The 17,910-nt window shown below is 64.5% G+C and carries 20 protein-coding genes; 4 read left to right on the plus strand and 16 right to left on the minus strand.

The features are described 5' to 3' along the window. Positions 1 to 90 precede the first annotated feature (90 nt). Positions 91 to 279, plus strand: a complete 189-nt coding sequence (locus tag PSN43_RS00055) for a Trm112 family protein (RefSeq protein ID WP_272698668.1) — start codon at positions 91 to 93, stop codon at positions 277 to 279. Between the two features lie 374 nt (positions 280 to 653). Here PSN43_RS00055 and PSN43_RS00060 read toward each other — a convergent pair whose 3' ends face one another. From PSN43_RS00060 to PSN43_RS00120, 13 genes are all read right to left on the minus strand, one after another. Continuing rightward, positions 654 to 1,319 carry a hypothetical protein gene (locus PSN43_RS00060; RefSeq protein WP_272698669.1) on the minus strand — a complete coding sequence of 222 codons (666 nt, stop codon included), beginning with the start codon at positions 1,317 to 1,319 and terminating at the stop codon, positions 654 to 656. Next, positions 1,320 to 1,640 carry a hypothetical protein gene (locus tag PSN43_RS00065; RefSeq protein ID WP_272698670.1) on the minus strand — a complete coding sequence of 107 codons (321 nt, stop codon included), beginning with the start codon at positions 1,638 to 1,640 and terminating at the stop codon, positions 1,320 to 1,322. After that, positions 1,633 to 2,592 (minus strand): metallophosphoesterase family protein, encoded by a 960-nt coding sequence (locus PSN43_RS00070; protein ID WP_272698671.1) that lies wholly within the window; start codon positions 2,590 to 2,592, stop codon positions 1,633 to 1,635. Before PSN43_RS00070 ends, PSN43_RS00065 begins: the two co-directional genes overlap by 8 nt. Further along, positions 2,582 to 3,940, minus strand: a complete 1,359-nt coding sequence (locus tag PSN43_RS00075) for an AAA family ATPase (protein WP_272698672.1) — start codon at positions 3,938 to 3,940, stop codon at positions 2,582 to 2,584. Before PSN43_RS00075 ends, PSN43_RS00070 begins: the two co-directional genes overlap by 11 nt. Before the next feature lie 29 nt (positions 3,941 to 3,969). After that, positions 3,970 to 4,485 carry a C-GCAxxG-C-C family protein gene (locus tag PSN43_RS00080; RefSeq protein ID WP_272698673.1) on the minus strand — a complete coding sequence of 172 codons (516 nt, stop codon included), beginning with the start codon at positions 4,483 to 4,485 and terminating at the stop codon, positions 3,970 to 3,972. Further along, the gene (locus PSN43_RS00085) at positions 4,486 to 5,247 is read right to left on the minus strand and encodes a tRNA1(Val) (adenine(37)-N6)-methyltransferase (protein WP_272698674.1); all 762 of its coding nucleotides are present in this window, start codon (positions 5,245 to 5,247) and stop codon (positions 4,486 to 4,488) included. It lies immediately after the preceding gene. Continuing rightward, positions 5,244 to 6,788: a murein biosynthesis integral membrane protein MurJ gene (gene murJ / locus PSN43_RS00090; protein ID WP_272699198.1), complete on the minus strand. Its 1,545-nt coding sequence runs from the start codon at positions 6,786 to 6,788 to the stop codon at positions 5,244 to 5,246. The genes PSN43_RS00085 and murJ overlap by 4 nt, the downstream gene beginning before the upstream one ends. Positions 6,789 to 6,964: 176 nt before the next feature. Further along, positions 6,965 to 7,783: a bifunctional DNA-formamidopyrimidine glycosylase/DNA-(apurinic or apyrimidinic site) lyase gene (gene mutM, locus PSN43_RS00095; RefSeq protein WP_272698675.1), complete on the minus strand. Its 819-nt coding sequence runs from the start codon at positions 7,781 to 7,783 to the stop codon at positions 6,965 to 6,967. 285 nt (positions 7,784 to 8,068) lie between these two features. Continuing rightward, positions 8,069 to 8,782: a DUF6125 family protein gene (locus PSN43_RS00100; protein WP_272698676.1), complete on the minus strand. Its 714-nt coding sequence runs from the start codon at positions 8,780 to 8,782 to the stop codon at positions 8,069 to 8,071. A gap of 63 nt (positions 8,783 to 8,845) precedes the next feature. Next, positions 8,846 to 9,322 carry a hypothetical protein gene (locus PSN43_RS00105; RefSeq protein WP_272698677.1) on the minus strand — a complete coding sequence of 159 codons (477 nt, stop codon included), beginning with the start codon at positions 9,320 to 9,322 and terminating at the stop codon, positions 8,846 to 8,848. After that, the gene (locus PSN43_RS00110; protein WP_272698678.1) at positions 9,323 to 10,564 is read right to left on the minus strand and encodes a ChaN family lipoprotein; all 1,242 of its coding nucleotides are present in this window, start codon (positions 10,562 to 10,564) and stop codon (positions 9,323 to 9,325) included. Between the two features lie 198 nt (positions 10,565 to 10,762). Further along, positions 10,763 to 11,398: a cyclase family protein gene (locus PSN43_RS00115; RefSeq protein WP_272698679.1), complete on the minus strand. Its 636-nt coding sequence runs from the start codon at positions 11,396 to 11,398 to the stop codon at positions 10,763 to 10,765. Positions 11,399 to 11,409: 11 nt separating this feature from the next. Beyond that, entirely contained in the window at positions 11,410 to 12,456 is a 1,047-nt protein-coding gene (locus PSN43_RS00120; protein WP_272698680.1) for a tRNA dihydrouridine synthase, read from the minus strand. Between the two features lie 255 nt (positions 12,457 to 12,711). On the opposite strand from PSN43_RS00120, the gene PSN43_RS00125 reads away from it, so the two are divergent. Next, complete coding sequence (locus PSN43_RS00125) at positions 12,712 to 13,545, plus strand: phage capsid protein (RefSeq protein ID WP_272698681.1); 834 nt, start codon at positions 12,712 to 12,714, stop codon at positions 13,543 to 13,545. A 34-nt stretch (positions 13,546 to 13,579) separates the two neighbouring features. Beyond that, entirely contained in the window at positions 13,580 to 13,825 is a 246-nt protein-coding gene (locus PSN43_RS00130; protein ID WP_272698682.1) for a hypothetical protein, read from the plus strand. A gap of 125 nt (positions 13,826 to 13,950) precedes the next feature. Here the strand turns inward: PSN43_RS00130 and PSN43_RS00135 are convergent, their stop codons facing one another. Continuing rightward, positions 13,951 to 14,787, minus strand: coding sequence for an MBL fold metallo-hydrolase (locus PSN43_RS00135; protein ID WP_272698683.1), 837 nt, complete (start codon positions 14,785 to 14,787; stop codon positions 13,951 to 13,953). 61 nt (positions 14,788 to 14,848) lie between these two features. Here PSN43_RS00135 and PSN43_RS00140 point away from each other — a divergent pair, with 61 nt between their 5' ends. Further along, positions 14,849 to 15,364 carry a thermonuclease family protein gene (locus PSN43_RS00140; protein WP_272698684.1) on the plus strand — a complete coding sequence of 172 codons (516 nt, stop codon included), beginning with the start codon at positions 14,849 to 14,851 and terminating at the stop codon, positions 15,362 to 15,364. A gap of 21 nt (positions 15,365 to 15,385) precedes the next feature. On the opposite strand, the gene PSN43_RS00145 is transcribed toward PSN43_RS00140, so the two are convergent. Next, positions 15,386 to 16,690, minus strand: coding sequence for a PAS domain-containing sensor histidine kinase (locus tag PSN43_RS00145; RefSeq protein ID WP_272698685.1), 1,305 nt, complete (start codon positions 16,688 to 16,690; stop codon positions 15,386 to 15,388). After that, on the minus strand, positions 16,656 to 17,825 hold the full coding sequence (ercA, locus tag PSN43_RS00150; RefSeq protein WP_272698686.1) for an alcohol dehydrogenase-like regulatory protein ErcA: 1,170 nt from the start codon (positions 17,823 to 17,825) through the stop codon (positions 16,656 to 16,658). Before ercA ends, PSN43_RS00145 begins: the two co-directional genes overlap by 35 nt. Positions 17,826 to 17,910: the final 85 nt, after the last annotated feature.

A 17,910-nucleotide genomic window follows, 5' to 3' on the forward strand; every position in this document is an offset into this window, starting at 1 on the left:
GGTACAGTCTCTCCGTCCTGAGGTAAAGGGCGGGTGGTTGCCAATTCCCTTCACCGCGGCTATTCTCCCCCACATCCAAAGGAGAACGCCATGCCCCTCGAAAAAGAACTGCTCGACATCCTGGCCTGCCCCAAGTGCAAAGGCGCGCTGACGCTCACGCCCGCCGGGGACGGCCTCGCCTGCCCCGCCTGCGGGGTGGTCTATCCGGTCAAGGACGACATTCCCATCATGCTCGTGGACCATGCCGTCCCCGAAAAGGACTGGACCGGCTCCAAGTAGCCGCGCCCGAGCGAGCCACCTGCAAAAGCGCGCCCTCCCGACGTTGGGAGCGGCGCGTTTTTTAGTGGCGCGTCACCCTCCCCACGGAAAAAAGGCGCAAAAAAAGTGCGCTGACCGGATTTCCCGGCGGTCCCTGGCCTGGTCGGCCTCGGGGGTCCATGCGCACACTATGCTTTGCGGGAGCGCGACTCGGTTCGCTGTTTTATGGTTTCGAGAGCTTTAACGGGTGGAATCCTCCTTTGCGGTTGCCTGCCATATATCTCATGGGTCAATCCCTTGCGGGCGTATCCCTTATGGCCATCTTTGGCACTATTAAGATAAGCACCCGGACCGATTTGTCCAGAGGGGCAACAGCCGAAATCGACCGTCGAGGGCTATTTGACGCGCTTGACCACGGCCCCGGCCTCGCGGTCGGGAACCAATTCGAAGATACGGTCGGCCGACCCTGCGAAGAGGTCGAGGGGATGATGACTGATGACCAGAAGCTGGATTTCCAGGCGGGCGGCGATCTCCTGGATCAGCTTCATGAATTTGGGGATGAGGCCGGGTTTGAGCCAGCAATCCTGCTCGTCGAGGACGAGGAAGGGCCGATGGCCCGACTCGGGCAACTGGGACAGGGCGATAAGCCGCAGGCCCACCGAAAGGATGTTGCAGACCGAACCGCCCTGGCCGGTCATGATGTCCTCGATCTCGTCCTCGCGGCCCTGGTTGCGGATCAGGAAATGGATCTGGAGCCGGTTGTTCTTGACCTCCCGCTCGGTGACGACCACCCGGTCCTGGCCGAGAATCTCGCGGATGGCGTGGGTCAGGTTGGCCTCCACCTCGTCGAGGATGCGGCCGAACAGCGCGGTGGACAACTCCTCAAGGGTGTCGCGCGCCCTGGGGGCCAAGTCCAGGAATTCCCGCACCCCGCCGAGCTCACGGCGCACACGGCCGTGTTCCGCGTGCAACTGCTCGCCAAGGGCGGACAGCCGATGCAGACGGCCCTCGGCCCGGCGGCGCTCCAGGCGCAGCTCCCTGAGATCGTCGGACAGGCTCACCTAGTCGCCCTCCACCGCGTTTTCCACTTGGGCGAGATCGGCCTGAATCTGTTGGACATGCTTGCGGTATGTGTCGACAACCTCTTCGTTTTGTTGCCGTTTTTCTTCAAGAAGCTGTTGCAGCTCCTTGAGGTCGCTGGTTCCGTATTCGGCTTCGGCCTGCTTTTTCAGGGTCTCCAACTGATGGGTAAGCTGGGCCACGGCCTCTTCGGTGCGCACCTTGCGGTCCCGCAACTGCTCGTATTGACGGCGCAGGTCGTTGAGTTCCCGCTCCACGCGGGCGTCCCGTGCCGTTCCGTTTTGGTTGGCGTCGTTATTCACCGCTTATGACCTCCTCGTAGAGTTCCCAGATGAGCTTGCCTTCCGGGGTTTCGCTGCTCAGATTTTCGGTCAGGAACTGCTTCAGGCCCGTGCCCTCGTGGGTACGCTGCCAAGCCAGCCGTTCCAGCCCCTTGATAAAATTGGATTCGCCTTCAAGCTCCTGCTCCTCGGGGGGCAACTCCTGGTCCGGGAAAACCCGGTCGAAGGCGAGGTGCGGAACCACCCACTTTTCCAGCTCCACGCAGCCGGGCGTCCAGATGGCGGCGGAAGGCTCCCGGGCCATGGACCGGCGGGTGAAGGTCAGTCGGGTGATGTTGCCGGGGTTGGCCCAGATGGTCCCCCCTTTGGTCACCGTAGCCTGCGGCCGGTGAATATGGCCGTTGATGACCCAGTCGATGCCCGGCAACTCCTTGATGGAATACGCCTTGTCGATGAACTCGGGGAAACGAATGTTGTGGTGGGTCAGCCAGATAACGGTGTCCGGGTCGTCCTCGCGGCGTTCGTAGGACTTGGGCAGAGGCGCGCCGTCCGGGCTGGCGCAGACCAGAACCGGACCGTCGTCCGTGTCTAGGACGAACTGTGGCCCCTCCTCTTTCATGAGCCGAACCGCGCCCGCCGTCTCCAGCACCGCCAGGGACACGTCGTCCGTGAACCGCGACTGGTACTTGTCGTGGTTGCCCACGAGGACGTGTACGGTCCTGTCGCCCTTGCGGGAGCCGAAGAGCCGGATAAGCTCCACGAGCATCCTGTTGGAATTGTCGCGGGGCCAATGAAAAAGGTCGCCGAGCAGAACCGGAGCCATGGACAGTTCGTCGGCCCGCTCCAGACAGGCGGCCAGCTTGGCCAGAATCTGGTCGAGATACCCCTCCAGCCGCTGGCCCGGCGGATGATCCGCCAAGTGGGGATCGGCCACCAGAAACAACCCCTTGGCGCGGATATGCTCAAGACTCATGGCGGCACCCGTGATCCAGGAAGTTGTCGGTGGTCAGGTCGCCGCCGCAGACAGGACAGCAGCCCACGGCCTTGATGCGTTCGTCCATGGCGGCCACAACGGCCGACAAGTCCTTTTCCAGGCCGTCCAGTTCGGTCCGCTTCAGCAAAAATTGTTCTTCCAGGCCGCCGAGTTGCGACACGGCTTCATCGAGTCTTTTCAAAGGCTGCGGCGCGGGCGGCTCGGCAATGCCTCCCAGGATTTCCGTCAGGCGGGTGAAACGGGCGGACCGGGCGCGCAGGATGAGCAGGTCATCCACCACGGCGGCCAATCCCCCGGCGTCCGCGGGTTCCGGCGGTTCGGACAGGCTGGTCATAACCGCCCTACGGGACAAGGCCGCGCGGAGGATATCCCCGGTGTCGTCCAGCTCCCGGATAAGGCGATGCAGGGGGGCGGCTTCCTCGGCCCGGGGCGGCGCGTCGAGTTCGGCCAATGCTCCGGCCGTGCGGCCCGCGCGGCCAAGCTGCGCTTCCACCGAAGCCATGGACCCGATATGCCGTCCGAGACGGCCCACATCCTCGACTTCGGGCGGGGCCAGGACTCCCTGGAGAGCCGCGCCTGCGGACCGTTCGCGGGAAAGCCGTCCGTCCAGGGCGCGGAACTCGGCCAGAGCCGCTTCCAGGGCAGGGACCTCCTGTTCCAGGCGGGCCGCAGTGCGGTCCAGCTCCTCGATTCCGTCCATGCGCAGCGTCAACTCCGGCAGGGGGGCAAGCCGGTCGAGGTCGGCAGCGACGCGCGCAACCTGCCCCTCCAAGCCCTTTTCCTCCCGTTTGGCGTCGCGCACCCGCATCTTGAGCACGTTCTGCATGGCCAGCAGGTGGGCGGATTCGGTGGATGCGGCGAAAAACTCGGCCATGACCGAATCGGGCTGGTTGAGCAGGAACACGGGGTCGCGCTGGTTGCCCAGGTGCACGTCCACCAAGTCCTTCCGTGTCTCAAGCTCCACCGGATCGAGCCGCAGGGCCCGGGCCACGTCCTCGGGCACCTTGCCCTGAAGCTTGTGGTACTCCTCCGGCTCTTCCGCTCCCGGCGCCCACAGCTCGTATTTGGCCCACCGCTTGGTGCGCACCCAGGCCACCCGGGTGCCGTCGTCCACCTCGACCTCCACGCGGGCTTCCTTGGCCCCGTGCCGGATGTACAGGGCGGGGTTGGGGCTGCGCGCCGGATTGGTCGCCAGACAGCGCAGCGCCTCCACCACGGCGGATTTGCCGGTGTTGTTGGAACCGGTCAGGATGGTCACGCCAGGCCCGAGCTCAAGCTCGGTATGCTCGTGAGCCATGAAGTTATCGATAATGATCCTGTTAATCATACCATCCAGTAATCACGTTATCTTCCGCTTTACGATGCTTCAGCGCAAACGACCGTAAGCCCCGCGCCCGCTTCGGCGCATTCCTCTTCGGGAAGGTAGCCCTGTTCACGAAGAATGGAAAGGGCGGTCTCCGCCCCGAACTCCACGATGGTCCGGCAATATTCCCGCACATTGTCCTGGCGGAAACGGACCATGTCGTCCTGATCGTTGAAATCGCACCGGATCAATTCATAGCAGTTGGACGAACCGAACCGCTGATGAAACCGGGTATAAAACTCTTGGACCAGGGCATAACACGCCTCGTGGTCCTCGCTCATCTCGCTGCGCCCGACGTACAGGCCCAGCCCCATCACCGCACCGGCAACCACCCCGCACGGGCCGCGGGAACGCGACATGCCGCTGCAAAACCCCGTCACCGCGCGGACCAGATCCCGGTAATCCCGTCCCCCCGCATCGGCGATCACCCTGGCCACGGTCTCCCCGCAAAGAAACTTGTTCTCGCCGAACAGCTCGGCGACCCTGTTCTCCACAAACCCCTTCGTCATCTATTCGCTCTCTTTGGAATTGCAGACCAAAAATGGGCAAAACTCCAACGCCTGGCGGCTCAACCCGGAGTTTCGCCCCGTTCCCTCATGCAGTATCAGCGGTGGTTCGACATGCAGTCCGGGCGAGGCCGCCTTGACCGCCTCCACAAGCGCAATGCGAGGCTCCTGGTCCACCTTGCCGTGCACCAGCCTCAAGCGCTTCGGGGTCAATCCGGCCTCGGCCAGATCGGCCAGGAGCTCGGGCAACCGTTCGGGCAGATGCACAAAGGCGAACCTTCCGCGAGTCTTGAGGGCCACCGACGCGCACCGGGCGAACCCATAAAAGGAGCCCGCCGCCTCGAACCGGGCCGTTTTCCGCTCCTCCCCGCGACTCTCCCGGCCTTTGCCGAGCTTGCGGTAGGGCGGATTGGCCACCACGAAATCCACCACCTTGTCCGGCCGCCAATCGGACACGTCACCCTGCTCTATCTCCATTTTTTCAGCAAGATGCAGATTGGCCGCGTTTTCCCTGGCCGCTTTTGCGGCAAGCGGATTCAATTCCACTCCGGTGATGGTTGCGCCGGGCTGCCGCAGGAGCACTCCAAGGCCCACCACGCCGCAGCCGCACCCCAGGTCCAGGCCTGCCTGTCCACGGTTGACGTGGGCGAAGCAGGCCAGCAGCAGCGAATCCATGGAAAAGCGATAGCCCCCTTCAGGCTGGACCAGGCCGCGCGGAAAATACTCGCGCCGCTCAAGAATGGCGTTGGCGTCCGAAGCGGTCATTTGCTCCCCGCCAGCTTGCGCCGCAGCCGCGACCGGAACATGTCCGCGAACAGGCGGGCCTCCTTCAGCCCCAGGGCCAACGCCAGAAACATGTAGACCGCGACCCAGGCCGGAATGAGCAGAACCCACCACGGCTGCCAGCCCGCGCTGTAATACGCGCCCCCGCCGATCAGGGCCGAAACAAGAAAGATGCGCGCGGCCGTCCACAGGGGCAGGAGGGAAGCGCCGCGCCTGCGGACGAGCAGGACGTAGAGCAGGACGAAATTGAGCAGCGAGGACGCGCTCACGGCAAGGGCCAGCCCCACATGGGCAAAAGGCTGCATGAGCGCCACGCCCAGTCCGACGTTGGCCGCGAGGCAGAGCACCGCGATCTTGACCGGGGTGCGCGTATCCTCCAGGGCGTAGAACCCGGCCACCAGGGGGCGCGACAAGGCAATGAACGGCAGCCCCACGGAGTAGGCCACCAGCGCGTGCGCCGTGGCCGTCACGGCCTCGGCGGAGAAGGCTCCGCGCTCGAAGAGCAGGCCGATGACCGGAGATGCCAGCCCTATGAGTCCGGCGGCGGCGGGCAGGCTGATGAACAGCGTCAGCCCGAGAGAGGCGGACATGGCCTCGTCGAACTCACCCATCTCGCCCCTGGCGGCCAGCCTCGACAGGGACGGCAGGGCCGCCGTGCTGATGGCAATGCCGAACACCCCCAGCGGGAACTGGACCAGCCGGTCGGCGTAATACAGATAGGACACCGAACCCACGGGCAGGAACGAGGCCAAAAGGGTGCCGAGCAGAATGTTCAACTGGTATACGGCCGCGCCGAACACCGTGGGGAGCATGAGCATACCCATGCGCGCCACCCCCCGGTTGCGCCAGGACCACGGCCCGCGCCAGGAGAAGCCGGTCCGCGAGAGAAACGGCTGCTGAAGCAGCCATTGCGCCGCCCCGCCGACGAGCACGCCGTAAGCCATGCAATAGGCCACGTTCAACCCGGCCAGATAGCCGAACAGGGCCGCGCCGATCAGGGCCAGGTTCAGGGCCACCGGGGCGAGGGCCGGGGCAAGGAAATGATTGCGGGAGTTGAGGATGCCCATGCACAGAGCCACCCCGCAGATGAGCACAACGTAGGGGAAACAAATGCGCACCAGATCCACGGTGACGGCGAACTGCTCGTAATTGCTCAGGAATCCCGGGGCAATGGCCATGGTCAGAGGACGGGCCAGCAGTTCAACCACCACGGTGATGCCGACGAGGATCACGGCCAGCCAGATCGCGGCGGACCGCGCCATGGCCTGGGCGGCCTCCTCCCCCTCCTCCTCCAAAAGCCGCGAGTGGATGGGGATGAAGGCCATGGTCAGCGACCCCTCGCCGAAAAGCCGCCGCAGCAGATTCGGGATGCGAAAGGCCACGAAAAAGGCGTCGGCGAACAACCCCGCGCCCAGAGCAAAGGCCACGATAATGTCCCTGACAAACCCCAGGATACGCGAAACCAGGGTTGCGCCCGCCACCACCGCCGCGTTCCGGGCTATGCGCCTGCCGTGATCGCTCACTTGGTCCACCGTCCCGTATCGCTTTGCCGCTGTTCGTTTTTTTGCACAGGGTAATCTCTAGAAAAATTTTAGAAAACGATGGTTCTCGCCAAGATTGCGAACACGGTTATCCACAACTGTTCCCGCATCGCCGCGGGCGGCCCGCCTCTCCGTACACTGTGCGGACGGCGTCGGACTCACCGCCGCCGCTGGCAGGAAGGGCAAAAGGTGGACGTTCGGCCCGCCACGGTCACGGCCCGCAACGTTTCGCCGCACCGTTTGCACGGCTTGCCCTTGCGCCCATAGACGTTGAAGCTGTTCTGGAACGCCCCGGCATCGCCATGCGCGTTCACATAGTCCGAAATGGAACTGCCGTTTTCCGCGATGGCCTGCCTGAGCACGGCCTGCAACTCGGTAAACAGCCGCACCGCCCCGGCGCGCCCCACCCGGCTGCCCCGGGTTTCGGGATGGATCCCCGCGCGAAACAGGGACTCGTCGGCATAGATATTTCCGACACCGGCCACGACCGACTGATTCAGCAACAACGCCTTGATGGCGCAATTCCTTTTCACCACCCGTTCGGCCAGGACCTCGGGCGCGGTCTCAAGCGGCTCAGGCCCGACCTTCAGCAGGAAATCCCACCGCTCCAGCTCGCCCGCCGGGAAACAGCGCACGTAACCGAACTTGCGGATGTCCGCGAAGGACAAAAGCGACCCGTCGCTCAAAAAGAACAGAATCCGGTCGTGCTTCTCCACGCCGCGTCTCGGTCCGTGCACGACCCGGCCGGTCATCTTCAAATGAAAGGCCAGGGTCGAACCGTCGTCCAAATCGGCCAGCAAAACCTTGGCCCGACGCCGCACACGCTCGATCACACGGCCCAACACCTTGGGCGCCAGCGTCTCGGCCGGCTCGCTCAAGCGCGTCAGGCCGGGCACCTCCACGGACTCGATCCTCAGACCGGCGACATCGGCGTTCAAGCCGCGCGCAATCACTTCCACTTCAGGCAATTCCGGCATGGTTTGGTGAGTACCCGAAATCCGTCCGGGTGAAAAGCGTCCGCCGCGCCGGCGATGCGGCGGAAGGACCTCGACGGATAGGCCGGGGCGCACCCCGGACCCAGCCAGAGAACTATGAAAAGGGGGCTATTCGTTTAACTCCTTGAGGAGGAAAATCAGGTGTTGAAGGCCGCTTCGCGGCAATAGTCGGATGATTTCGCCTCCGGCGGGCAAGGGCTCGCACCCTTGCATCCCTTGTAAGCGTCTTCGGCGAAGGGATTTTTTTATGCGGCCGGTTGTCGGCGTCTATTCTTCGGCCAAGGTGAAGCGCCAGGCGCAGGCCCATTCTTCGGGATGGGGATCGGGCGGGCACCCGATGCAGTCACAACGCAGGCGGGGATCGATCTCCCGCGCAAAGGCGGTATATTCGGCGATTCCGCCGGACTTGCAGGGGTAATCGTCGAGGCCGCGCCGTTTGCGCGCGGTCTGCACCCGGCATTCGTTCATGCGGAAAGTCAGGGTAGTCTCGGTTTCATCGATGAACTCCCACTTGTTGAGGCGGCCATACATGCGTGCGGCGAGCCCGGCCTTGAGCGCGGAAATGCCGCCGCGCCCGGGGAGATGAAGGATGGCTTTGGCGCGGCGGGCCTCCAGGGGCGCGAACCGGGTCCAACAGGTGTCGTTGACCCGTTTTGCCGCATCCATCCCCGCCAGCCGTTCCACGGACTGGAACCAGACCCCGTCCACAGCCAGCCAGCCCGTGCGCAGGGCCTGCGCCGCCCGATCCAGCATAGCAGGGTCCATCCCGGCCAGCAGTCCGTCCGACTCCCGCCCCAGGGCGCGTTCGAGCTTGCCCTTCAGGACCGCCCGGAGGCGGTCTCCGGCCTCGGCTTCGGCGTCCAGGGCAGCCTCCAGCCCGAGCTGGTGCACGCTTTCGGCCAGCCACAGCCCATAGTGCGCCGCCAACTGCCGGATGATTTCCGCCAGAGCCTCGACCTTGTCCGCATTCGTCTCGTTCACGACAGCCTCCCGATTTGCCTCAGCACTACACGGTAACGGCCCCATGAGGCAAGGGACGCGGGGCTAGAGGCAGAAGGCTTCGAGAAAAGCGGTCTCATCGGCCGGGGACGCGCTTACCCACCAGACAAGATCGCCCGAGTACCAGATGAGATGCACCTGCCCCATGCCGGTGAAACGATAGACGGCCGTGTCGCCGTGATTGATCCTGCCGGGATTCTGGAAGGGCGATTGCGGATTTTCGAACATTTTGTGAACCATGAGCCCGGTCTGACGGCGCGCCTCGGCTTCGGAGGAGACCCGCGACACCCAGACCTCGGCGGGCCGCTCGTCGCCGCGGGCGTAACGCGCGACGCCGCTTGCCTCGGCTTCGAGAGCCTTGCCGTGCAGCCGGTCCACCTCGGCCTGCGCATCTTGGCCTGTGGCCAACTGCACGCGAGGCATGTCGCCCACGGCGTCGGGGAACAGCCCGGACAAGTCCCCGGCCAGGGCGGGAGCGGCCAAAAGGAACAGACAGAACAGTGCGGGAAGAATACGGCGCATCTACTTCGCCTCCGTTTTCGGGTTCTCGGGAGCGGCCTTGGGCCTGGGCCCGGACTTGCCGAGCCTGCCCATGTCCACGGCGAACGTCGTGTCGCCGCGCCGGACGTTGAACACCAGCGGCTCGTCCGCGTCATGCGCCTTGGTCCCGGCCAGGTGCAGGTTGAACAGTCCCTCAAGGACGACGCCCGACGCTTCAATCAGCAGATCGCCGGGCCGCAACCCGGCCCTGTCCGCACGCGAGCCGCGGGCCACGGATTCCACCAGGATGCCGTCGGGCTGCGCCGCCAGGGTCATGCCCATGCGCGAACGATAGGTGTCGGGCGAATAAAAGAACAGATTTCCGGCCTCGGAGTCGAATTCGCCGCCGCGCCATGGCATGACGGTCAGGATACGCGCCGCCGGGTCGAACCAGCGAATGCGCTTGGCGATGCCCCAGCCGTACTCCACGTGCCCGGCCCCGGCCACCACCAGCACGGGCCAGTCGTATTGCCTGCGCAGCCGCACCGCTTCGGCGGCCATCTTGGAATCCCAGATGGACTGGACGAGATGAAACCGCTCGCGCTCCCCGGAGTCGTTCGCGTCCTTGTCCCTGTGCAGGGTCATGACAGCGTCCAGAAAGGCCCGCTGATCCGTGGCGGGCGGCACGATCTCCACGGGCAGCAGCCCCTTTTCGGCGTCGGTCAGGCCGTCCAGCCCTTCCTTCGAAATCTTGCGGGTCACGGAGGAAGGCGCGTTCAGCCCGGCCACCGGCACGCCGTTGCGTTTGGCGATGGCGAAGAGGCCGCGGAACAACCCGAAATCATAACCCCAATTCCCGGACCATTCCAACTCGGCGGGCAGGGCGTCCAGATCCACCTGGCCCTTGCTGAAGTCGTCCAGCTCCTGCTGTTTGTCCACGGCCACCATCTCCAGACCGAGGGACAGGCCGTCGCCGTTTCCCGACAGGGCTTCGAGCAGGGCCTGCTGCACCTTGTGGTCAACGGGGTTGCGGTGCCCCTCGCCGATGAGGATGTAGTCGTACTTTCGGGCCTCGGCAACGACCTCCGCAAGGGACATCGGAGAGCCCGTGTTGGAAATGAAGTCGCCCTTCTGCGGCAGAAAGGTCACGGAAAGCGGCGGCGTCATCGCGTTCGACGGGGTGCCTGGCGCGGTCCGCACGCAGGCCCCCAGGGCCAGGAGCAGGCCGGACAGGCAGAGGCACAGGACGCGGGCCGACCTGATTCGTTGGACTTTCTCGATCATGATCTCCTCATTGCTTGTCGGATTCGACGCACCGGACGGCCATGGCCGGGTTGATTCCCGTCCGTTCTCCACCGGCCGGGGCGCGGCTTGAGCCGTCCCGCCCCGCGCTGCGCGGTCATGGATTTCATGACCGCACCTATACGCGCCCCGGGCACGGCAGGCAACCAACTGCAAAAGCCCGCACTTCCCTGCCGTCGGCTACAGCACGATTCCCACGGCCCGGCAGGGCGACCCTTCGCCGTCCAGGACTTTCAGGGGCAGGCAGCAGAAAATGAAGCTTTCCAAGGGCAAGTCGCCGAGGGCGGCCAGATTCTCGACGACGGCCAGCCCATGATTGAAGAGTACGTGGTGAGCGGGCAGATCCGTCGAATTCACCGGGTCGGGCGAAGGGGTATCCATGCCCACCCCCTTGAGGCCGAGCCCACCCAGGAACTTGGCGGCGGTTTCGCTCAGGACCGGATAGTCCCGGTAATAGCATTCGGTATTCCAACGGCTGTCCCAGCCGGTACGAAGCAGAGCGAAGTCAATCCCTTCCATGGAAGCCAGGGGTGCGAGGTCCGCCGGACCGATCACCGGGCCGTCAAGCCGGGTCAGGTCCACGACGGCTCCCCATCCGGTAAAGTTGTCCGGGCCGAGCCAGTCCAAGGTCGGCGCGTCGACAAACAGATGGGCAGGCACGTCCACATGGGTTCCGGCGTGGCTGGGAAGGGTCAGGGAAGTCTGGGCGAAGCCGTGCTTCTTGATGAAATGGGTGCGCCGCACATTGGGCGACTCGTCTCCGGGGTAGACGGGCATTCCGGTCCGGATGGCGTGGCTTAAATCAATTGTCTGCATGGTCCCCTCCATCAGATGTTGTAGAGACTCAGGTTGGGTTGTTTGGCAAGTTGCAGGCCGGGCCGAATATGCTCCCGGACCACGGATCGTATTTCATCCATGGACTTGGCCTTGAGGAACCAGGACTGCAACGCGTGGCCGAAAGTGAAATTGGCCGCGAAATAAATGGTGAACAGCTTGTAGCGCTTGAGCGCGCGGACCGGGTCGAAATGACGGTCCAGGGCATCGGCCATGCGCATGGCATAGTCGCGGAAAACGGTCTCGGGCTGAGCGATGTTCGAGGTCCATTCGGCAAACAGCCACGGCCGGGCGATGGCCATACGGCCGATGGAGACGCCCGCGCAGCCCGTGGTTTCGAGCATGTTCAGGCAGTCTGCCGAAGTAATCACGTCGCCGTTGCCGAAGACCGGGATGGACACCGCTTCCGCGACGGATTTGATGTGCCCGCGCACGGGACGGCGGGTGCGCTTGTCCGGGGCCACGCGCGGATGGAAGACCAGGCAGTCCACGCCCGCGTCCTCGAACCGGCGGGCGAGCCGCACGGCGGGTTCGATGTCCGGGGTCCAGCCCGTGCGGAACTTGACGAACAGGGGAATGGAGATGGCCCTGCGCACGGCCTCGACGACGCGCAGGGCCGCGTCGGGGTCCTTCAGCAGGGCCGCGCCCGCGTTCTTCTTGACGATGCCGGATACGGAACAGCCCATATTGATGTCGAAGCCAAAGAAGCCGCAGTCCTCCACGCGCCGGGCGGCCGGAACCATCTCCTCCGGCGTGGCGCCCGCCACCTGGCAGACCAGACGCGGCAGTTCCTCATCGCGCCAGCGGAAGACCGGCGAAATACGCGGGTTCTCGGTGGGCACGCTCTTGGCTCCGCACATTTCGGTGAACATGAGACCGCATCCGCCGTATCCGTCCAGCACCTCGCGATAGGCCACATGGCCCAGTCCGGCGAGAGGCGCAAGCCAAAGGCGGCTGGACACGGTTTTGCCGCCGATCTCCAGCGGCCGGTCGAGCCGCCGGGACAAGTCTTTTTCGAGGGTTTCTTCGATCGTGTGCATCACGCCCGAATCTGCCTGGATTGGGGACCCTGTCAAGTTGCTTTTTTATACCTCTCGGCTGTTTTTTCCTGACATTCTTCAACAAAACCGGGTGTTGACGAAAACCCGTGCTAGTTTTGCACATCCGGCCCGGAGGTCCCGCCCCCGGCCCGGGACCGGAGGCGAACGGTTCGCCCCGCGGCCCGCGGACACCCGACGGCGGACGCAGCCCGGACACCCGGCCTGTTCAACCTAGCAACGGACAAGGAGAAACCAATGTCCACAACTGTCAGCAACGCCTTTGTCACCCAGTACGTCGAGATGGTGCACCAGGCCTATCAGGCCCAGGGCTCCAAAATGCGCCAGACCGTGCGCCTCCAGACCGACGTGGAAGGATCCAAGTGCGTCTTCCAGAAGGTCGGCAAAGGCGCGGCCGGAAGAAAGACCCGCCACGGCAACGTGCCGCTCATGAACCTCAACCATTCCAACGTGTCCTGCACCCTGTCCGACTGGTACGCCGCCGAGTACATCGACAAGCTCGACGAGCTCAAGGACAAGAGCGACGAAAAGCAGGTGGCCGCCAACGCGGGCGCCTGGGCCTTGGGCCGCAAGATCGACGAACTGCTCATCACCAAGCTGGGCGGCGCGTCCAACGTGGTGGCCCAGGCCTCCTCGGGCCTGACCAAGGACAAGATCCTCCGGGCCTTCGGAACCCTCAACTCCAACGACGTGCCGGACGACGGCCACCGCTTCGCCGTGGTCGGCCCGCACCAGTGGAACGAGCTGCTGAACATCCAGGAGTTCAAGTCCAGCGACTACGCGGGCGAACAGTACGCCTGGCTCAAGGGCACCGAGTCCCGCACCTGGCTGGGCATCACCTGGATGTTCCATACCGGCCTGCCGCTCGACGAAGCGGGAATGCGCAAATGCTACGTCTACCACCGCAACGCCGCGGGCCTGGCCGAAGGCCAGAAGGTCCAGGCGTTCGTGGACTGGGTGCCGGAAAAGGCCGCCCACCTGGTGGACCACATGCTCTCGGCCGGAGCCTGCCTCATCGACCCGGACGGCGTGGTCGAAATCCAGTGCGACGACGACGCGGCCATCGAATAGCCCGCAGCCAACCCACAACAAGGAGATACCAACCATGGCATACATCAGCGAAGACATGCGGCTCATGGGCGGAGTGCCCGGCCAGCAGTTGTTCATCTACCGTTCCGAGGACGACGCGGCCGAGGTGGCCGCCTCCGGCTACTTCGACAAGGCGGCGGAGGACTACAACCTGGAGACCGGCGACATCGTCATCGCCTGCACCGGCGCGAACCGGGCCGCGGCCATCGACCTGATGGTGGCCGCCAACTCGGGCGGCACGGTCACCGTGACCTCCGCGTAGCCGAAATCAGGCAGCGCGAAACATCCAGGGGGCATCCCCCGCAGACACGGGCCTCCTTCGGGAGGCCCTTTTCGGTTTCGGAAGCAGCCCTTCTGAACAGGCTGAAGAGTAAGGGGAATCCGGCCCTAGAACGTCAGGGTCAGGCCCGAGCCGACTTCCCTGACCGGGCATTTCGCGGCCAGGCCGATCTTAGCGGCCAGGTCGGTGCAGTGGCAGCACCACAGCCCTTCCAGGTCCAGGCCCGCCAGGTAGTCCGCCGTGGGGGCCAGCCGTTCGGGTCCGGCCTTCTGCAAATGGAAGCCGCCCAGGACGGCGCGCACCCGGTCCACGCCCGTGACCCTCCGGGCCTGCTCCACGGTGTTGCAGATGCCGGAATGGGCGCAACCCGCGATGACCACCAGGCCGGTATCCGTGACATACGCCAGGGCCGTGTCGTCCGGGAGGTCGTCCGGCACGTAGCCGTCTTCCTCCAAGCGCTCGCCCAGGGTGGACCTCGGCTCGAAGTCCATGACCCGCTCGATCTCGCCCAGGGTCGTCAGGGAGTCCGACAGCCTGACGGGCTCCCGCGAAAGGGTCAGATCAAACAGCCTGGACAGCCGGTCCTCTCCAATCAGCATCCCCAGTTCCGGCACCACGGCCTTGCGCTTGGACAGCAGCGCCTTGGGGTGCGCGACCAGCCCGGGACGGCCGTGCGGCCTCCGGTTGACCGCCGCCTGAAAATACTGGCGGACCAGCATGTCCAGCCCCCAGGTATGGTCGAAATGACCGTGGGAAAGGGCTATCCAGTCCAGACGCAGCAGGTCGATGCCCTTGCGTCCGGCGTTGACCAGAAAGGCGTCCGAATACCCGGTGTCGAACAGCACCCGCCGCCCGTCGGCCTCGATAAACATGGAGAGTCCGGCCTCGGCCATGAACTGGCTGCCCACCAACGCATTGTTGTCCACCAGAAAAGTCAGTTCCACGGGTAGCCTCCGGGGTTGCGATGTACTGGAATGATGCAGTGAAAGAGTCTATGCTCAACGCATGTTTCGCCGCAACTCCCATTTCCTCCTTTCGCTGCTCGTCCCGACCTTCCTCTTCGCCTGCTTTTCCTCCGGGGCCTTGGCCGCCGACATCTCCGTACGCTTCCTGAACGTCCTCGACGGCGACTCCCTGCGCGTGGAATACCGGGGCGACGCCCTTGAAGTGCGCCTCATCGGCGTGGACGCGCCTGAATACAGGCAGGAGTTCAGCCGCAAGGCCAGGGAGTTCTCCCTTCGTTTCTGCCACCGCAAGACCCTGCGCCTGGAGTTCGACAGGCAGCGCCGGGACCGGTATGGCCGCACCCTGGCCTACGTGTACGACGGCGAACGGATGCTCAACGAGGAGATCGTGCGCGCGGGTCTGGCCATCCCCGTCAAGATCAAGCCGAACGCCCGCCACTATTCCCGCTTCAAGCTGGCCGAAAAGGAAGCCCGTGCGAAACGGCACGGCTTCTGGAGAAAGGGAGGGCTCGACATGACCCCTGCCCAGTGGCGCAAGACCCATCCGAAACGATAGGGGCGGCGCTTCGGGTCTCTGCTAAACCTTTTTCAGGACAGGCAGGGTGAATATGAACGTGCTGCCGGTCCCCACCCTGCTCTCGACCCAGATGCGCCCGCCGTGTCCCTCCACGATGTGCTTGCAGATGGCCAGACCGAGACCGGTGCCCGCCGGACGGTCGCTCTGACACTGGCCCGCCTGGGTGAATTCCTCAAAAATGGATTCGAAGCATTCCGGATGAATGCCGACGCCGGTGTCGGCCACGCTGATGCGCAGGCTGCCGTCGACGGCGCACGCCGCGCAGGAGACGCTGCCGTTCGAGGTGAATTTAACCGCGTTGGAAAAAAGGTTGACCATTACCTGCATGAGCCTGCCCGCGTCACCCTCGACCATGGGCAGTTCCGGCTCGATGTCCAGCCGCAGGGGAAGCCCCGAAGCATCGAACAGGGACGAGGTGGCCTCCACGGTCCTGTTGATGAACTCCTCGGGATGAATAGGGGCCATGGCGTACTCGACGCGTTGGGCCTCCATCTTGGCCAGGTCGAGGACGTCATTGATGAGCAGGGTAAGCCGCCGCCCCTCGCTGGCGATGATCTCGAGATTCTTGCGGACCATCGCCATCTCGTTTTTCAAATCCTGGTCCGCAAAGGCCTCGATGGCCGGAAAGATCGAGTTGCCGAGCTTCTTGCCGGTGATCTTGGCGAAGCCGAGCACGGCGGTCAGCGGAGTTCGCAGCTCATGGGAAACGGTGGACAAAAATTCGGACTTGGCCCGGTTGGCGCGGTCCAGCTCCCGGGTCCGTTCGCGAACGCGGTTTTCAAGCTGGTCGTGACTACGCTTGAGGGCGCGCTCGTTCTGCTTCCGCTCGCTGATGTCCCTGGCCACGATGATGGCCTGGCGCTTGTCCCGGAAGGAAACCAGGCTGAGGGTCAGGTCCACCGGAACGGGCGGCCTGTCCGGATCGACCGGGCTGAAGAATTCGGTTTCCAGACACAGCATTCTGGTATTGTTGTGAAAGAGATTGTTGGCGAAGCGTCCTATGTGGAGCGGCAGGATATCGCTGAAGCGCACGCCGCGGAGCCGGTCCGAATCGCAGCCGAGCAGGGAGTCGGCCGAACCCGAGACATCCAGGATGATCCCGGTGTCCGCGTCCACCACGAGGATGGCGTCGTTGACCCGGTCCAGCAGGGCGCGAAAATGCTCAAGCTCGTCCAGCCTGCTCCTGAGCTCCGGGTAATAGCTCTTGCTGATGGACCGCCTGCCCAGGCCGATGAGCTTCTCGCGTTCTTCGGCCCGTTCCGGCTCCGGGTCAGCGGCTCTGCCTGAAAATTTCGATGAGGTCATCTGTCGAGGGTTGTTTGGGGTTGGTCAACATGCACACGTCAGCCAAGGCGTTGCGGGCCAGCAGGGGCAGGTCCTCCGGCTTGATGCCCAGCCCGGCAAGGGTCTCGTTCACGCCCACATCCCGCTTAAGCGCCCGGACCGCGTCCAAGGTACGCGCCCGCACCTCCCCGGACGGGGCGTCGGGGGGAATGTCCGCGCCCAGCGCTACGCCCATGCAGCGGTATTTCTCAGGCTCGGCGTCGAAATTATAGTCGATCACGCGGTCCAGGAGAATGGCGTTGCACAGGCCGTGTGGCAGGTCAAGCAGGCCGCCCAGGCTGTGGGCCATGGCGTGCACCGCGCCGAGAATGGCGTTGGAGAAGGCCAGCCCCGCATAGGTGGACGCGAGCATCATGCCCGTGCGCGCGAGCATGTCGTCGGGGCGCTCCACCGCCGCCCGCAGGTGCGTCCTGATGAGCCGCATGGATTCCAGGGCGTTGAGGTCGGTGACGGCCGAGGACGCGTTGGAGACGTAGGCTTCCGCCGCATGGGTCAGGGCGTCCAGGCCGGTGTGGGCGGTAAGATGCCCGTCCATGGTCACGGTGAGCCTCGGGTCGATGAGCGCCACGTCCGGCACCATGGTCTTGGAGACTATGGCGATCTTGATCTTTCGGTCTTGGTCGCTGATGATGCAGAACTGGGAAACGTCTGCGGCGGTTCCGGCCGTGGTGGGGATGCAGATGAGCGGCGGTCCCGGACGGTCCACATTGTCCACGCCCTCGAATTCGAGCACATGGCGGTCATTGGTGCAGACGATGCCGATGGCCTTGGCGCAGTCCATGGGCGAACCGCCGCCCACGGCCACGATGGCGTCGCACCCCTCGCGCCGGTAGACCTCGGCGCCTTCCATGACCTCTTCGTGCCGGGGGTTGGGGGAAACGCCGGTGAATACGACGCAGTTCACGCCTTCCCGGGTCAGGGAATCCACTATCCGGCCGGTCCAGCCTATGGACTCAAGAATCGGGCCGCTGACCACCAGCGTCTTCTGGGCGGACAGGTTGGCGGCGTATTGGCCCGCAAGCATGGCCGCGCCGTCGCCGAAGACGAACTCCGGGGCCACGAACTTCCGCAATTCGGAATGATTCCCGCCGGGCATATTCTGCCTCCTCGCCGCCAAAGAGAGCGCGTACCAGGGTGATGGCGAAACGAATTGTCCGCCAACTATTGGAAGGATAGAGGCA

The sequence above is a fragment of the Desulfovibrio sp. Fe33 genome, assembly GCF_028532725.1.
GTDB lineage: Bacteria > Desulfobacterota > Desulfovibrionia > Desulfovibrionales > Desulfovibrionaceae > Pseudodesulfovibrio.

Excerpts from the sequence above, each read along its gene's own strand:
- PSN43_RS00125 (WP_272698681.1), top strand. The coding sequence starts at position 12,712 with ATGTCCACAACTGTCAGCAACGCCTTTGTCACCCAGTACGTCGAGATG.
- PSN43_RS00080 (WP_272698673.1), bottom strand. The coding sequence starts at position 4,485 with ATGACGAAGGGGTTTGTGGAGAACAGGGTCGCCGAGCTGTTCGGCGAG.
- PSN43_RS00145 (WP_272698685.1), bottom strand. The coding sequence starts at position 16,690 with ATGACCTCATCGAAATTTTCAGGCAGAGCCGCTGACCCGGAGCCGGAA.
- PSN43_RS00140 (WP_272698684.1), top strand. The coding sequence starts at position 14,849 with ATGTTTCGCCGCAACTCCCATTTCCTCCTTTCGCTGCTCGTCCCGACC.
- mutM (WP_272698675.1), bottom strand. The coding sequence starts at position 7,783 with ATGCCGGAATTGCCTGAAGTGGAAGTGATTGCGCGCGGCTTGAACGCC.
- PSN43_RS00105 (WP_272698677.1), bottom strand. The coding sequence starts at position 9,322 with ATGCGCCGTATTCTTCCCGCACTGTTCTGTCTGTTCCTTTTGGCCGCT.
- PSN43_RS00115 (WP_272698679.1), bottom strand. The coding sequence starts at position 11,398 with ATGCAGACAATTGATTTAAGCCACGCCATCCGGACCGGAATGCCCGTC.
- PSN43_RS00110 (WP_272698678.1), bottom strand. The coding sequence starts at position 10,564 with ATGATCGAGAAAGTCCAACGAATCAGGTCGGCCCGCGTCCTGTGCCTC.
- PSN43_RS00070 (WP_272698671.1), bottom strand. The coding sequence starts at position 2,592 with ATGAGTCTTGAGCATATCCGCGCCAAGGGGTTGTTTCTGGTGGCCGAT.
- PSN43_RS00055 (WP_272698668.1), top strand. The coding sequence starts at position 91 with ATGCCCCTCGAAAAAGAACTGCTCGACATCCTGGCCTGCCCCAAGTGC.
- PSN43_RS00085 (WP_272698674.1), bottom strand. The coding sequence starts at position 5,247 with ATGACCGCTTCGGACGCCAACGCCATTCTTGAGCGGCGCGAGTATTTT.
- PSN43_RS00130 (WP_272698682.1), top strand. The coding sequence starts at position 13,580 with ATGGCATACATCAGCGAAGACATGCGGCTCATGGGCGGAGTGCCCGGC.
- PSN43_RS00120 (WP_272698680.1), bottom strand. The coding sequence starts at position 12,456 with ATGCACACGATCGAAGAAACCCTCGAAAAAGACTTGTCCCGGCGGCTC.
- ercA (WP_272698686.1), bottom strand. The coding sequence starts at position 17,825 with ATGCCCGGCGGGAATCATTCCGAATTGCGGAAGTTCGTGGCCCCGGAG.
- PSN43_RS00075 (WP_272698672.1), bottom strand. The coding sequence starts at position 3,940 with ATGATTAACAGGATCATTATCGATAACTTCATGGCTCACGAGCATACC.